Source organism: Rhodococcus sp. NPDC059969 (assembly GCF_042738325.1).
GTDB lineage: Bacteria > Actinomycetota > Actinomycetes > Mycobacteriales > Mycobacteriaceae > Rhodococcus_F.
Window position 1 is genome coordinate 197,187 of record NZ_JBHWUF010000001.1, and the last position, 14,374, is coordinate 211,560.

The window sequence follows — 14,374 nt, forward strand, 5'->3', positions numbered from 1 at the left end:
TTTGTCCGCGGCCTTCGGAACGGACAACAAGAAAGAAAGGTCATGTCCTTAATTGTCCCTGTCCGTCCCGAAGCAGTGCGAATCGGGTGGACGTAATTCAGCTCGCGGCGAGCGAGACCAGGAAGTCCACCGAGCCACTGCCGTCGACGGTGACAAACCCGAGCGACGGGGGTTCGACACCGAAATCGGTCCAGGTGACCGGAATCGAGCCCGAAGCAATCAGCGAATCACCCGAATGCAGCACAGTCATGTCGACCGATACCGGCTTGGACTGACCTTTGAGAGTCAATGTTCCAGAGACCGTGACCGTTGCGGTCGTGCCATCGGTCGGTACAGCCGACAGGTCCACCGGCGAGTCGATCGTGAACGTCGCCGTCGGATACGTGCTGGTATCCATCACATTTCCCGTGAACTGGCCATCGCGCCGATCCGAGTCGGTCTTGATGCTCGCCACCTGCACGGTCACTTCGCCGGCCGTGAGCTTCTCACCCTCGACGGTGGCGTTTCCGCTCACGTCGCCACTGGTTCCGACGACGGTCACACTCGATCCGTTGAGAATCTCGTGCACGGTGTATCCGGCTGCCGTCTGGTTGTCTCCCTGTCCGGCGACGACGGTCCACTGTCCGTCGATCGATCCGGACGCCGCCTCTGCGCCCTGAGTGGACACCACGGCCGCCGGTGCATCGTCCTCAGCGATGAACTTCCCGTACGCCCACGGCCCTACGAGCAGGGCGAGCACGACCACAACTACTGCTCCGCCGATCCACCAGATCTTTTTCATGGATTCGACGATAGTTGCAGCTTCAACGGTTGTCAGGACTTAGCACCTGGGAGAACGCTGTGAAAGCGCTCCGCAGCAACTGAAGACGAGGGTGCCATCCGAAATCTTTGGTAATCATTTGGTAAAGTAGATTTTGCATTCCGGCCCCCAGCCTGGAGTGCACTGGCCGTGCGCATCGAATCATGCATCGATCCCGATGCGCACGGTCTGCCCGAAACACGAATCGCACTGGACGAGGGGGCTCGCGATGCCGGACCTGAGCCTCCTGAGCGACGACGAGTTGCGTGAGCGGCGAATCGCCCTCAGTCAATCACTGACTGCCGCAGCTGATTTGATCCCCACGCCGTCACCGTCGTTCTTCGAGAAGTTGAAGCAAGACATCGACGCGGCCACTGCCGAGTGGATCGCACGACGTCGGTGACCACGTCAGCTGATATCTGCCGATTTGCCGTCCAGGACAGCAGGAGCCGAGGCCAGCAAACGTTTCGCGGCTAGGCGGAGACGCCGTTTCACCTCGTCGACCGACGTGTCCCCATTCAGCCACCCGACAACGCTGGCGCTCCACAAGTCCTCCAGCATGGCCAGTGTGCGGGACTGCATCGGCGTGCAACGATGGTCGGGTCCCCACGCTTGAGTGGAGGCAATGAAACCAAACGGAGTGGACCAGACTGTTATCTCGTTGCTTTCATCAGGACGCTCACCGAGGTCGGGGTTGTACTCACGCAGCGTTTTGTACCCGGACATCGCAGCGTGAGCAAACCCCGGATCTCGGACCATCCCCAGAAATGCCCGGACGAAGACTTCTCCAGCCCGGCCCTCCGCCGTCCGCTGCCTCGGCGGACGGCGGAGTAGGTCATCAGCCAGGGAATCCAGTTCAGACCAAACAGCTGCCGCGATGAGGTCATCTTTGGCTGCGTAATACTTGTACAGGGTTGACAAGGCGGTTTGGGCAACGCGTGCGACTTCACGCATCTGCACGGCTTCATAGCCTCCTGCGGATGCCAACTCACGGGTCGCTTTGACGACTCGCTCGACACGCAATGCCTTGGCCTCAGCCGTGCGGCCATTCACCTTCACTGCGGCCATCAAGGCTACCCCCATCGTGTACCGAAACTGACGCTGTCCCGTCAGTCCTCTACGATATCGTCCCCTCACCGCCAGACCGTCCCCGCACCGCCAGCAGAGCACGGCCTCAGCGCAGCGTCGTCCCTTTCACCCGGCATTCACCGGTCAGGACCGGGCCTTAGCCATGAACGCGGACGGGTGCAGACCGTCAGCCAACGGACGGAAGTCCTGCTCTACCTTCGCGGCCAGGTCTTCGAGGTTCCACGGTCCGTCCGAAGTAACCGTGGAGACGACCTCAGGGTTGTTCCACAGTTTCACGTCGTAGCCCATGGCGCCGATCGTGCGGCCCGACAGCCAATCGGAACTCGTACCGGCAAGGTACGCGACGATGGGCGCGATGTTGTCCGGCGAGACGGAGCCGTCGTCGCCAGCTCCCAAGCCCTGCCCATCGGGCACGGTTTGCGTCAGACGGGTAGCGGCGCCCGGAGCGATAGCGTTGACCGTAACGCCGTATCGCGCGAGAGCGTTAGCCGTGGACGCAGTCAAGCCGATAATGCCCATCTTGGCTGCGGCGTAGTTCGGCTGACCCGGCGACCCCTGCAACGCGGAATCGGAGGTGAAGTTGATGATGCGGTACTGGCCCTCCGGGTTTCGCTGCGCTCGCCAGTAGGCTGCCGCCGGCTTGATCGTGCTGAAGTGGCCACGCAGATGAACTCGGATGACTGCATCCCAGTCTTCTTCCGGGAGGTTGAAGATCATCTTGTCACGCAGAATTCCAGCGACGTTGACAACGATGTCCAGCTTGCCGTAGTGCTCCAGAGCGAGATCGACCAGGCGTTGACCAGTCGCGACATCGGCGATGTCGCCGCCGTCCGAAACGGCTTCACCACCGCCGGCAACGATTTCGGCAGCGATGTCACGCGCCGGCCCTTGGTCTACGCCCTGACCATCCGTGGTCGAGCCGAGGTCGTTGATGACAAGCTTGGCGCCTTCGGCGGCGAACAATCTGCTGATCGACGCGCCGATGCCTCGGCCGCCGCCGGTCACAATCGCTACGCGACCTTCGAGTGAACCCATGAATCTTTCCTTTGTTAATGCCGCGACAAACATCGCGACGAGTCTGTGACGGGGTTGGTTGCCAGTAGATTTCGGCTGTGCCGTCAGTGGATTTCGGCTGCGCCGTCAGTGGATTTCGGCTGCGCCGTCAGTGGATCGTGGCGGTGCCGTGGTCGATGACCACGTCACCGATGTCGTCGACCGTCCGGAACCTCACACCGGTGCCGTCAACCCAGATCGAGGTAGTGATCGCCTGCCCGGGCAACAGAGGCTTGGTGAACCGCCCCGACATCGCAGTGAAGCGTGTGGGATCCGAATCGGCCACAGCGTGCAGGAGAGCTCGGCCGACGTAGCCATAGGTGCACATGCCGTGCAGGATTGGAGTGGAGAAGCCGCCCCGGGCACTGAATACGGGATCCGAATGCAGGGGATTCCGGTCGCCAGTCAGTCGGTAGAGCAGTGCTTGATCCGGTCGAGTTGTGTATGTGACAACGTGATCCGGCTTGTACCCCGGCAATTCCCATGAGGTTGACGGCCCACGCTCACCGCCGAACCCTCCATAACCTCGGAAGAACGACTCGGACTGGATGGTTCCCACTAGCTGTCCGACCGAGTCGTGAGCGACGGTTTCCATCGTGAGCAAGGCACCGGATCCCTTGTCGTACACGCCGGTGATCTTGGTGGCGGCTTCAACGCGACCGTCAGTCGGGAGCGGGCCCGCCAGACTGAACGATTGCGACGCATGCAAGAGCTTGCTGTAGTCGACGTCGTCGGGTAGCGCGGGCCCGCTTCCGACAGGGGAAAATGCGACATTGGCGAACGTCGGGAGAGTCTTCTGCGCAATGCCGTCACTGTTTTCCGTGGTGAACTCCAACTCGTCGAGCGGGTCGACCTGACCGGCGCCGACGCCGAGGGCGTACAGCAGAGCATCTTTCGATGTCCACGTCTTCCAGACCGGCTTGCCGGAGAGTCCGACGAGTGAGCTGTCGATCGGCATGTGGAACCTCGATTTCATCCAAGTAGATATTTGCGGGGAGCGAAGCGGGGTTACCGGACGGTATTTGTGATTCCACCCAAAAGGCGGAAAGCGTTGTCCGACAACTTTCTACACTTAAAGAGAACACGTTACGTATGTGATTTGCAAGCCCCACATCCGAAGTTGCCAACGTGATTTTTCAGACTTCCAAGCCAAGCCTTGACATCCGACATGAACTGGATCACTCTGATCGTGACAGAACGCGTTCCGTTTAAGAGGGCGACACCTATTTCGTCCCGCCCCGAAGAAACGTAACGGAAGGTATTCCGCCGGAACGAATGCGGCGGAACGTGTTCTATTCAAGAAACGTTACGGAACGCATTCCGTTGCAAGACTTGATAACTCATCATAGAGCTACGCGACGAAAGGACTGTCCCTTGACAGGGCCTGTACCGGTTCCGACCCCAGCCACCGCTCCCTATTGGGAAGGTGCACAGCGGGAGGAATTCACCATTCAACAATGCAAGTCGTGCGAAAAGCACTACTTCTACCCGCGCCCCTTCTGCCCGTTTTGCAACTCCGACGACGTGGTGTGGACCCCGGTCAGTGGCCGAGGCCGACTGGTGTCCTACGTGATCAACTATCGACCGACTCCACCATTCGACCCCGCGACTCCCATCGTCGTCGCCCTGGTCGAACTCGAGGAGGGACCCCGTCTGATGAGCAACGTGATCGGGGTGGATCCCGAGCCTGAGAACCTTCCGCTCGACCTACAGCTCGAAGTCACGTTCGTCGAACGTGGAGACCTGAAGCTCCCTATGTTCACGCCGTTGCAGGAGTCGGCCCGATGACATCAATGCACAACGGAAACATTGCGATCGTCGGCGCCTCTGAGACCACCGAAATCGGCGTATTGCCGGACATGTCTGTCCTCGATCTACATGCAAACGCCGCCCGCAACGCAATGGCCGACGCCGGCCTCACACCCGCGGACATCGACGGCGTCGCCACCACCGGGCCAACTTCCCTCGAGGTCTCTCACCACCTGGGCATAACCCCTCGATGGCTGGACGGAACAGGCGTCGGCGGATGCAGTTTCATGCTGCATGTGCGCCATGCGGCGGCCGCCATTGCTTCTGGTGCCGCTGACGTTATTCTCGTGACACACGGAGAGTCCGGCCGCTCCCGCGTCGGCGCGCCACCATGGCCGATGACTTTGGCCTCGATGACCGGTCAATTCGAGAATGTCTACGGCGCAACCATGCCGTATTCGATCTTTACTCTTCCTGCCCTGGCCTTTCTGCACGAGCGTGGAATGACCATCGAACACATGGCCGAACTGGTCGTTTCGCAGCGCAACTGGGCGCTCGACAATCCCCGGGCTTTCCGCCGCAAGCCGACGTCGGTGGACGAAGTGCTGGCTGGTCCGCGCGTGGCGTACCCGTTCACCCGCGACATGTGTTGTGTGCAAACCGACGGCGGCGGCGCCTTGATCCTGACCAGTGCAGAACGAGCAGCAGACATGCCGGGGTCCGATCGGCATCTCTATCTTCTCGGATCCGGCGAATCCGCCGAAGGTCCTTTGGTTTCACAGTTGCAGGACCCCGGATCATTCGGCGGATTCCGTCGCGCGGGCGCAGAAGCGTTCGCCACCGCTGGAATCACTCATGCCGACGTCGACCATCTGATGGCATACGACGCCTTCGCCCACGTCCCGCTGTACATGCTCGAGGATCTCGGGTTTGTCGGCTTCGGCGAATCGGGAGACTTTGTCGCCGAAGGACATACGTCCAAGGGCGGTCGACTTCCGATGAACACCAACGGCGGTGGAATGTCGTACACACACACCGGTATGTACGGGATGTTCGCCATCCAGGAGGCTGTGCGCCAACTGCGCGGGGAAGCGTGCGAGCAGGTTCCCGGAGTCGAAATCAGCTTCGTCCAAGGAGTCGGGCTCTTCTTCAGTGCCGCGGGCAGTTTGGTCCTCTCGAACCGGCGTCCGTAAAGCGGGAATCTTCGGCTTGCCGACCGCTGCACCCCGACGGGTAGGAACTCCGTCGACTGAACAACCCACCCCGCTGGAGCCACAGAAAGGCACCTGGATGACCACCTCAATTCCATCCACCGAGCACCCGCTGACGGCGCCGGACATCGATATCACCAGCGTCGAGTTCTGGAGTCGGCCCTTTGCCGAGCGGGACAAGACATTCGAATGGCTGCGCAAGAATGCTCCGCTGAGCTGGCACAAGCCGATGGACCGCCCACACTTCAAACCCGACCACGGCGAGACCGGGTTCTGGGCAGTCGTCAAGAGTGCGGATATCGCGTTCATCAGTCAGAATCACGAAATCTTCAGCTCCGATCAGTTCAAATGGCGGGGGGTAGGGTTCGCGCCGAACGACCCAGAACTGGTTGGGAACGCGAGCTTCGTGATGATGGATCCGCCTGATCACACTCGATTCCGCCAGATCATCAGCTCCGGGTTCACGCCGAAAGCCGTCAAGCGCCTGCGTGACAAGATCGAAGAACGCGCCGAACAAATCGTCGATCGAGTAGTCGGCGCGGGCGAATTCGACTTCGTCACCGAAGTCGCGTCGAAGCTGCCGATGCTCACGATCGCCGATCTCGTCGGTGTCCCCGAGAGCCTGGTCCAAGACTTCGCGAAGGCCGGCGACAACCTCGTCGGTGCCGCCGACCCCGAGGTATGCCCCAAGGGAATGTCCCCGACCGAGTTCAGCTTGCAGCAAATCGCGATCTTGGCGCAGATGGGCAACGATCTGGTCAATTTCCGTCGCAAGAACCCGGCCGACGACATCGCTACGGCACTGGCCAACACCGAATTCGACGGTAAACCGCTCTCCGAGCTCCAGGTCACTTCCATGATGCTCCTGCTCAGTATCGCCGGCAACGACACCACCAAACAGACAACCAGCCACACCGCCATGTCACTGGCCAAGAATCCGGACCAGAAGCGATGGCTGACCGAAGACTTCGACGGCCGTATCGCCCAGTCGATCGAGGAGTTCATTCGACACGCCTCGCCCGTCCAGGAATTTGCACGCACTGCCACTCAAGACGTCGAGCTGGGTGGAACCTTGATCAACAGGGGCGACAAGCTCGTCATGTTCTACTGCTCGGGCAACCGTGATGAGGACACCTTCGACGATCCTCATCGGTTCGACCTGCAGCGCAGCCCCAACAACAACCATGTTTCCTTCGGCGGTGGCGGGGTCCACTACTGCCTTGGGCACATGGTCGCCAAAGCCCAACTGCGCGCACTGTACTCACAGATTCTCACCAAACTCCCCAACATGGAGGTTGGCGAGCCGGTGTACCTCCACAGCGAATTCATCAACGGGATCAGGCACCTCCCGGTACGCGTGTAACAAACCCCAGTCAAGAACAGGAACGGCGCTATGAAAATCATTGTCGATCGCGGACGGTGCACAGGAATCGGAATCTGTGAATCCGTAACCGAGGATTACTTCGAGGTAGCCGACGACGGCTCGCTGATTCTCCACAAGGAGTTAGTCGATGCCGGCGACGAAAACCTCGTCCGGGAGGCAGTTCGTGCATGCCCGGCCAAAGCGCTGACCCTCGACGAGACGTGATCGTGAGCGCAACAGACATCGATCACGGCGCGGGACTCGTTGTCGTCGGAGCATCTCTGGCCGGCCTGCGGGCCGCGGAGTCTGCCCGTCTGGCAGGGTACGAGGGGCCGATCACGCTGGTCGGCGACGAAATCCATCTTCCCTACGACCGGCCTCCCCTGAGCAAGCAGTTCCTGAAAGACGGCGCCGAGGTCGACTATCACACAACCGCCGAGGAGCTCGCCGCCCTGGATGTGAAGCTCCGCCTCGGGGCACCGGCGACCGGACTGGACCCCGAGGCGCACCGCGTGCGTGTCGGAGACAACTACTGGATTCCCTACCAGAAGTTGATCATTGCGACAGGTGCGTCACCACGCTCGTTGCCCCACGCCCCGGATTTGGACGGCGTTATCGGGCTTCGCACGATCGATGACGCACTCGCACTCCGCGAAAGACTGCGTCCCGGAACAAAGCTCGTGATAGTCGGCGCCGGATTCATCGGGTCCGAGCTCGCGTCGTCCGCCCGAGACCGCGGCGCAGACGTGACGATCGTCGAGGCCGCGCCAATTCCGCTCGTCCGCGCAGTTGGTGAGACCGTCGGCCAGGCACTCGCAAAGCTGCACGAACGCAACGGAATTCCGCTCTTGTGCGACGTCCAGGTCGAAGAACTGATCGGCACCACCCACGTCGAGGCCGTTCGGCTCAGCACCGGCACGTCGCTGCCCGCTGAACTGGTCGTCGTCGGCGTGGGAGCGGCTCCAGCAACCGCGTGGCTGGCAGATTCGGGCATCGAATTACATCCAGTAGACGCCGGCGTGATTGCAAACAAGTTCCTTCAAACCTCACTCGAAGACGTCTATGCGGCAGGCGATGTGGTCCACTGGCCCAACCCCGCGTTCGACGGACTCTCAGTGCGGCTGGAGAACTGGACGAATGCTGCTGATCAGGCGAACCAGGCAGCCGTCAACGCCGTCGCACCCGAGGATGCCAAGCCGTACGAGACAGTCCCCTACTTCTGGAGCGACTGGTATAAGAGCCGAATCCAGTTCGTAGGCACCGCAGTCGCCGACGAAGTCGTCTTCGCTTCTGGCGATCCGGAGGCTGACAATTTCGTAGCGCTGTACCGCTCGGGTGATCGCCTGGTCGGCGCCGCCACCTTGAACGAACAACGCAAGATCATGAAGCTGCGCCGCATTATTGCCAAAAGAGGCACCTGGGCAGATGCACTCGAGTTCCTCAACCCCACGGAGAAGAAATCATGACCACTACCGCAATTGCCGCCGTACTCCGTAACGGCGCCGACAAGTTCGAACTCGAGGAAATAGAGCTCGGGCCACTGGCACCGGACGAACTTCTCGTGAAGGTAGTCGGCGCAGGGATGTGCCACACCGACCTTCATGTACTGGATCCCGATTTGCTTGCCCAGATGGGTCCGATCATTCTCGGCCACGAAGGTTCTGGCATCGTCGAAGAGGTCGGCAGCGGGGTCAGAGGCATCGAGGTCGGTGACCACGTGCTGATCAGTTACGATTCCTGCGGTCACTGCCGCAACTGTCGATCCGGAATACCTTCCTACTGTGACGAATTCATGCCTCGCAATATTACGGGGCGCCGCACGGACCTCAGCACGAGCGCGCTCGATCAAGACGGCCTCCCGCTGGCGAATCGTTGGTTCGGTCAGTCATCCTTCGCCACGCACGCAATCGCAACCGAACGCAATCTGGTCGTGGTGGACAAATCGCTCCCTCTCGAGCTTCTCGGCCCTCTCGGCTGCGGCTTGCAGACCGGAGCCGGTTCAGTCCTCAACGAGATGAAACTAGCTGCCGGACAAAGCATTGCAGTGTTCGGGGCGGGCGGCGTCGGCCTTGCCGCTGTGATGGCGGCCAAGGCTGCAGGTGCCCGCGAAATCGTCGTCGTCGATCTGCTCGACTCCAGGCTCGAAACAGCAATGGAGGTCGGCGCAACCCGAACCGTCCGCGGCGACACACCTGACCTCGTCGAAGCGATCAAGAACGGCGGACGCGGACTCGACTTCTCCTTCGAGACAACCGCCGTGGCCTCGGTTGTCACGACAGCTATCAGTGTCCTCGACATGCCGGGTAAAGCGGTGTTGGTAGGCGCAGGTCTCAGGAAAATCGAAATCGACCCGATGTTGTTGACCGGCAGGACCGTGACGTATGCCCTGGAAGGGAGTTCGATCCCCCAGGTCTTCCTACCTCAGCTCGTGGATCTGTGGCAGCGCGGTTGGTTCCCGTTCGACAAGCTCGTCCAGACCTACCCGCTCGAACAGATCAACCAGGCTATGGAGGATTCGCTCTCCGGCAAGACCATCAAGCCGGTGTTGACGCCGGCACAACACTGACCACGAAATGGGATCGAGAATGACCTCAACGGATTCGCTAGCTTTATCGGCGGCAGCAACTTCGAATGGACGCGATCTCCTCACCGCCGGCACCTTCGGCGTGATCAACCCCGCGACAGGCGAGGTATTCGCACAGGCTCCGTCCGTCACACCTGATCAGCTCGACGAGGTGTTCGCCGCAGCTCAGAATGCTTACACATCATGGCGGATCGACGAGGAATACCGTCGTGGCGCATTACGCCAAGCAGCAGACGTCATCGAGAGTCGGATCAGCGAACTCGCCCCGATCCTGACCTTCGAACAGGGCAAGTCGCTCGCCGACGCCACGATGGAATTCCACGCAGCGGCGATGTGGCTGCGCTACTACGCAGATCTCGAGATCCCGCGGGAAATTATCCGCAACGACGCAGAGGCCTTCGAGGAGGTCGCCCGTCGACCATTGGGCGTTGTCAGTGCCATAACTCCGTGGAATTTTCCGATCACGCTCGCGATGTGGAAGATTGCGCCGGCACTACGGGCGGGCAACACGATCGTCGTCAAACCCTCGCCGTACACACCGCTGGCAACACTTGCGCTCGCGAGAATTCTCCGTGGCACCTTCCCCGACGGTGTGCTGAACGTTGTTACCGGGCCTGATCCTCTTGGCGCAACCATGGTTTCACACCCCGTTCCTCGGAAAGTCAGCTTTACCGGATCAACCGCGGTTGGGCGAAAGGTCGCACTCGGGGCCGCCGACGACCTCAAGCGCGTCACTCTGGAACTCGGCGGAAACGATCCCGCCGTCATTCTCGGCGACGTGGACGTGGAGAAGATCGCACCCAGCCTCTTCCGAAGCGCGTTCAACAACAACGGACAGATCTGCCTCGCGATCAAGCGCGTGTACGCACACGAGAGTATCCAGCCCCAACTGGTCGAGGCACTCAGTGCAATCGCCAGATCCGTCAAGGTCGACGACGGCACGGTCGAAGGAACGGAACTTGGGCCTATCAATAACAAGCCTCAATTCGACCGAGTCAAGGAATTGATTGCGGACGCAGTGAGCAACGGTGCACGCGCCACCGCCGGCGGCAAACCAATTGACCGGGACGGCTACTTTCATCAGCCGACAATCCTCGACCACGTTGACGACGGAATGCGCATCGTCGACGAAGAGCAATTCGGCCCGGTGCTTCCCATCATCTCGTTCCGAGACGAAGCCGACGCCATCATCCGTGCCAACCGAAGTGAGTACGGTCTCACCGCGTCCGTGTGGTCTGGCGATGCCGACCACGCCGCCCGGCTCGCACCGCAATTCGACGCCGGACAGGTCTCGATCAACGCGCACGGTGCAGGTGTACTACCCCACCTCCCCTTCGGTGGTCACAAGCACAGCGGCGTCGGAGTGGAAAACGGCCCGTGGGGTCTGCACAGTTTCACCGAACTACAGGTGATCGCCGGCCCCTCGCGCCAGTAGCAACGCGCCTTTCATTCTGATCGTCAACCCGGGTACCGCTCGGTGAAGATGCGGCTGACGGCCACGCCGCGTCAACGCAACGCTCCGGTCGACCCTTGGCAACCGACGTCCAGAGAGTTGGACGTCGGTTGCCATCGGACTTCCAGTGGTGAGGGTGGCCAGAACGCGTTTTGCGATCCCGACAACGCACTCACTCGAGAAATTCCGAACTCTTCGCAATAGTTACTAGAATCCCTCCAGAAAGAGGACACTCATGTCTACCGTGGTCAACAGCGAGCGCGAGGATCCCAAACCACTGTCTGATCCTTCAATGCCTGGGGCCTGGCTTCTGGGTCAAGGTGACCCCACTCGGCCAGCGATCGTAATCGACGGCAAGACAAAAACTTTCGGCGAGCTCATCAGCAAGGTCAACCAGCTCAGCAACAAGTTCACCGCTGTGGGCCTGCGCAGAGGCGACGTCGTCGCCGGTCTGCTGTCGAACGGTGCCGAGTACTACGAAATTGCCCTGGCATGCACGCAGAGTGGTTTGTATTTCGTTCCGATCAATACCCATCTGGCTGCGCCCGAAGTTGAATACATCGTTCGCGATTCCAACGCGGCCGTCCTCATCGTGCACGCAGAACTCGCCGACAAGGTCGTCGGCCGGGTCGAGGACGCAGTGCAGCACCGCGTGGTTGTCGGTAGCGCGCCGGCCGACTGGTCCAGCTACGAATCCTTTACCGACGTCTCGGACGACACTCCTGCCACACGGTCACTCGGCTCGCTGATGATGTACACGTCCGGCACGACGGGACGACCAAAGGGTGTACGCCGTCCGCTCTCCGATGCATCGCCCGAGAGTTCACTCGCATCGGCTGCTCAGTTTATGCCGACTATGGGGATCTCACTGGGGCAGCCTGGACGTCATTTGGTTTGTTCGCCCGTGTATCACGCTGCTCCCGGCGCCAATTCGCTGTACCTCCTGCATGCCGGGCACACACTGTACATCTTGCCGGGTTTCAAAGCCGAAGATGTTCTTCGGTCGATCAGCGACAACGCAATCACTACTTCCCACATGGTTCCCACACACTTTCAACGACTCCTCGATTTGCCGGCCGGCGTTCGAGTTGGTGCCGATATCTCGAGCATCCAGTCGCTGCTTCACGCCGGTGCCCCGTGCCCCCCGGCGACCAAACGCGCCATGATCGATTGGTTCGGGCCGGTGCTGTGGGAGTATCTCGGCTCCACTGAGGGCCAAGTGGCGTCGTGCTCCACGCAAGAGTGGCTCGAACATCCGGGCACTATCGGGCGACCGGTGCCAGGCGCTGTAGTTCTCCGGGGGTTGGACGGAGAACAGGCCGCTCCCGGCGAAGAGGGCACTATCTACTTCAAGGCCAACCCGTTCGAATACTTGGGTGACCCGGAGAAAACCGCAGCTGCGTTCTGGGGCGACTTCGCCACGTCAGGAGACGTCGGACGCTTCGACGACGACGGCTACCTGTACGTACTGGATCGGCGTGCGGACTTGATTCTCAGCGGCGGCGTGAACGTGTACCCGGCGGAGGTCGAGGGCGCACTGCTCCAACATCCCGGCGTCGACGATGCCGGAGTTATCGGTGTGGCCGACCCCGAGTGGGGCCAGAAAGTGGTGGCGGTCGTTCAGCTTGCATCCGGATTCAACGGCGACGACGACCTTCGTGCGGCGCTGGACCTGCACGTACGTGAGCAGATCGCCGGATTCAAACGACCCCGCGATTACATCTTCGTGGAGGACTTTCCGCGGTCGGCCGCCGGCAAAGTGTCTCGCGCAAAACTGAGGGAACTCGCCAACGGTCAGTAGTGCTTGTCCGGCAAAACATTTCAATCCGTCACAGCAGAGGGGTTGGGCCGCCCGGCAGAAACAGGTCCCCAGAGGAACGACAACAGCCCGACCTTCGAAGTAACGAACGGCTTTGTCGTTGAACGGGTTTTACACCGCGACTGGGGCGGGCCTCCCCTATTAGAAGGAGAGTGGCTCCCGATCTCCCCCGAGGTCGGGAGCCGCTCTCGTCCCAACGACGGATTTCTGCCCAATCCGAATATTTGTTCCTTGACTAAAGATTACGTTTCGGAGCGACGGATCCGCCCCGGCTTTAGGGACACGGGCTTCGACCTGGCCGGTCGCCCGATACGCCGGCCGGAGCGTGTCCGTCCCCGACGGTCAGCAGCGCTCGCACTCCAGATCTACGCATAAAAAAGCTCCCCACCTGCGTGAACAGGTGGGGAGCTTTGGCGGTGGCGGAGGGATTTGAACCCTGAGATAACGCTGAATTACCCGGTTTTGAGGTGAAGTGTGGTCAAAATGTGGCCATGAAAACTCCCTGGGCAACTACCAGCGTTACGCAAGTAGACGCCAACTGTTGGCGTAGCGCCCACGGTTGACCATTTCCCGGAGCCGGGAAGCTATTTGCGATCCAGATCGGTAACTCACCGCAACCGTGTCTCAATTCCAGGAAAAGAGACACCCTCCAGTTTTGAAAGAGAGCGCCGGCTGTGGAGTTTAGCGGTAGATGGCGGTGTTCTACGGCCTCTTCGTGGCGTTAGTCGCCGATGACGAGGATGCTCGCGGCGGCCTCGACCAACTATTTGGGACCCTGTCAGGCAGAGCTGAAACTGTCATCCACATGCGGTCGGTCGATCTTCTCTACAAGTCGGGGGCGGTTAGTGGCCCTGCGCCTTCTAATGAGAAGGGGATCGTGGAACCGTTCGCCATCGCCACGATCACGTTGACGATAGCAAGGAGGACGTTATTCATTTCTGATTCACCTCCTCTCTTCGTTTAGAGCCCGGCAGCATTCGTTACTGCATACAGGGCAGAGGTGCCGGTTTTCAAGATCTTCGGGGAGGTTGCACGACGCTAATGTGAAAGTCCTCGAAACTGGGGTATTTCTTCGAGCTTTATCCGGCTCTCCCACATCCGGAGCGCATGAGTCGATCCACAGATGATCCGAGCAGGCACAAGATGTAAGTTGGTGCGGGTTTTCAATGTGCCGGCCGTTGGTCGTGCAGTGGGACTTACGGTTAGAACTGTCCGGTACTGAGGAAGAATACGTACTTGATTCTTTTTGAAGGT

General features: G+C 60.4%; 14 protein-coding genes. 10 read left to right on the plus strand and 4 right to left on the minus strand.

The window, feature by feature from the left end:
* Positions 1–97: 97 nt before the first annotated feature.
* A complete protein-coding gene (locus ACFWAD_RS00940) occupies positions 98–781 on the minus strand; it encodes a YceI family protein (protein WP_378540633.1) in 684 nt (227 codons plus the stop codon).
* Between the two features lie 247 nt (positions 782–1,028).
* On the opposite strand from ACFWAD_RS00940, the gene ACFWAD_RS00945 reads away from it, so the two are divergent.
* On the plus strand, positions 1,029–1,202 hold the full coding sequence (locus tag ACFWAD_RS00945) for a hypothetical protein (RefSeq protein ID WP_378540635.1): 174 nt from the start codon (positions 1,029–1,031) through the stop codon (positions 1,200–1,202).
* 5 nt (positions 1,203–1,207) lie between these two features.
* Here the strand turns inward: ACFWAD_RS00945 and ACFWAD_RS00950 are convergent, their stop codons facing one another.
* The 3 genes from ACFWAD_RS00950 to ACFWAD_RS00960 all read right to left on the minus strand — a co-directional run bounded on the left by ACFWAD_RS00950 (position 1,208) and on the right by ACFWAD_RS00960 (position 3,899).
* Positions 1,208–1,867 (minus strand): TetR family transcriptional regulator, encoded by a 660-nt coding sequence (locus ACFWAD_RS00950; protein ID WP_378540637.1) that lies wholly within the window; start codon positions 1,865–1,867, stop codon positions 1,208–1,210.
* Between the two features lie 144 nt (positions 1,868–2,011).
* Positions 2,012–2,923 carry an SDR family NAD(P)-dependent oxidoreductase gene (locus ACFWAD_RS00955; protein WP_378540639.1) on the minus strand — a complete coding sequence of 304 codons (912 nt, stop codon included), beginning with the start codon at positions 2,921–2,923 and terminating at the stop codon, positions 2,012–2,014.
* 127 nt (positions 2,924–3,050) lie between these two features.
* Complete coding sequence (locus ACFWAD_RS00960; RefSeq protein ID WP_378540641.1) at positions 3,051–3,899, minus strand: MaoC/PaaZ C-terminal domain-containing protein; 849 nt, start codon at positions 3,897–3,899, stop codon at positions 3,051–3,053.
* Positions 3,900–4,315: 416 nt separating this feature from the next.
* Here ACFWAD_RS00960 and ACFWAD_RS00965 point away from each other — a divergent pair, with 416 nt between their 5' ends.
* From ACFWAD_RS00965 to ACFWAD_RS01005, 9 genes are all read left to right on the plus strand, one after another.
* The gene (locus ACFWAD_RS00965; RefSeq protein ID WP_378540643.1) at positions 4,316–4,729 is read left to right on the plus strand and encodes a Zn-ribbon domain-containing OB-fold protein; all 414 of its coding nucleotides are present in this window, start codon (positions 4,316–4,318) and stop codon (positions 4,727–4,729) included.
* Positions 4,726–5,883, plus strand: a complete 1,158-nt coding sequence (locus ACFWAD_RS00970) for a thiolase (protein WP_378540645.1) — start codon at positions 4,726–4,728, stop codon at positions 5,881–5,883. The genes ACFWAD_RS00965 and ACFWAD_RS00970 overlap by 4 nt, the downstream gene beginning before the upstream one ends.
* 97 nt (positions 5,884–5,980) lie before the next feature.
* Positions 5,981–7,264 carry a cytochrome P450 gene (locus tag ACFWAD_RS00975; protein WP_378540647.1) on the plus strand — a complete coding sequence of 428 codons (1,284 nt, stop codon included), beginning with the start codon at positions 5,981–5,983 and terminating at the stop codon, positions 7,262–7,264.
* A 30-nt stretch (positions 7,265–7,294) separates the two neighbouring features.
* On the plus strand, positions 7,295–7,489 hold the full coding sequence (locus ACFWAD_RS00980; RefSeq protein ID WP_378540649.1) for a ferredoxin: 195 nt from the start codon (positions 7,295–7,297) through the stop codon (positions 7,487–7,489).
* Positions 7,490–7,491: 2 nt separating this feature from the next.
* Positions 7,492–8,730, plus strand: a complete 1,239-nt coding sequence (locus tag ACFWAD_RS00985; protein WP_378540651.1) for an NAD(P)/FAD-dependent oxidoreductase — start codon at positions 7,492–7,494, stop codon at positions 8,728–8,730.
* Positions 8,727–9,830: an NAD(P)-dependent alcohol dehydrogenase gene (locus tag ACFWAD_RS00990; protein ID WP_378540653.1), complete on the plus strand. Its 1,104-nt coding sequence runs from the start codon at positions 8,727–8,729 to the stop codon at positions 9,828–9,830. Before ACFWAD_RS00985 ends, ACFWAD_RS00990 begins: the two co-directional genes overlap by 4 nt.
* Before the next feature lie 19 nt (positions 9,831–9,849).
* On the plus strand, positions 9,850–11,283 hold the full coding sequence (locus ACFWAD_RS00995) for an aldehyde dehydrogenase family protein (RefSeq protein ID WP_378540655.1): 1,434 nt from the start codon (positions 9,850–9,852) through the stop codon (positions 11,281–11,283).
* A 253-nt stretch (positions 11,284–11,536) separates the two neighbouring features.
* The gene (locus ACFWAD_RS01000; protein WP_378540657.1) at positions 11,537–13,102 is read left to right on the plus strand and encodes an AMP-binding protein; all 1,566 of its coding nucleotides are present in this window, start codon (positions 11,537–11,539) and stop codon (positions 13,100–13,102) included.
* Positions 13,103–13,811: 709 nt separating this feature from the next.
* On the plus strand, positions 13,812–14,084 hold the full coding sequence (locus ACFWAD_RS01005) for a hypothetical protein (protein WP_378540659.1): 273 nt from the start codon (positions 13,812–13,814) through the stop codon (positions 14,082–14,084).
* Positions 14,085–14,374: the final 290 nt, after the last annotated feature.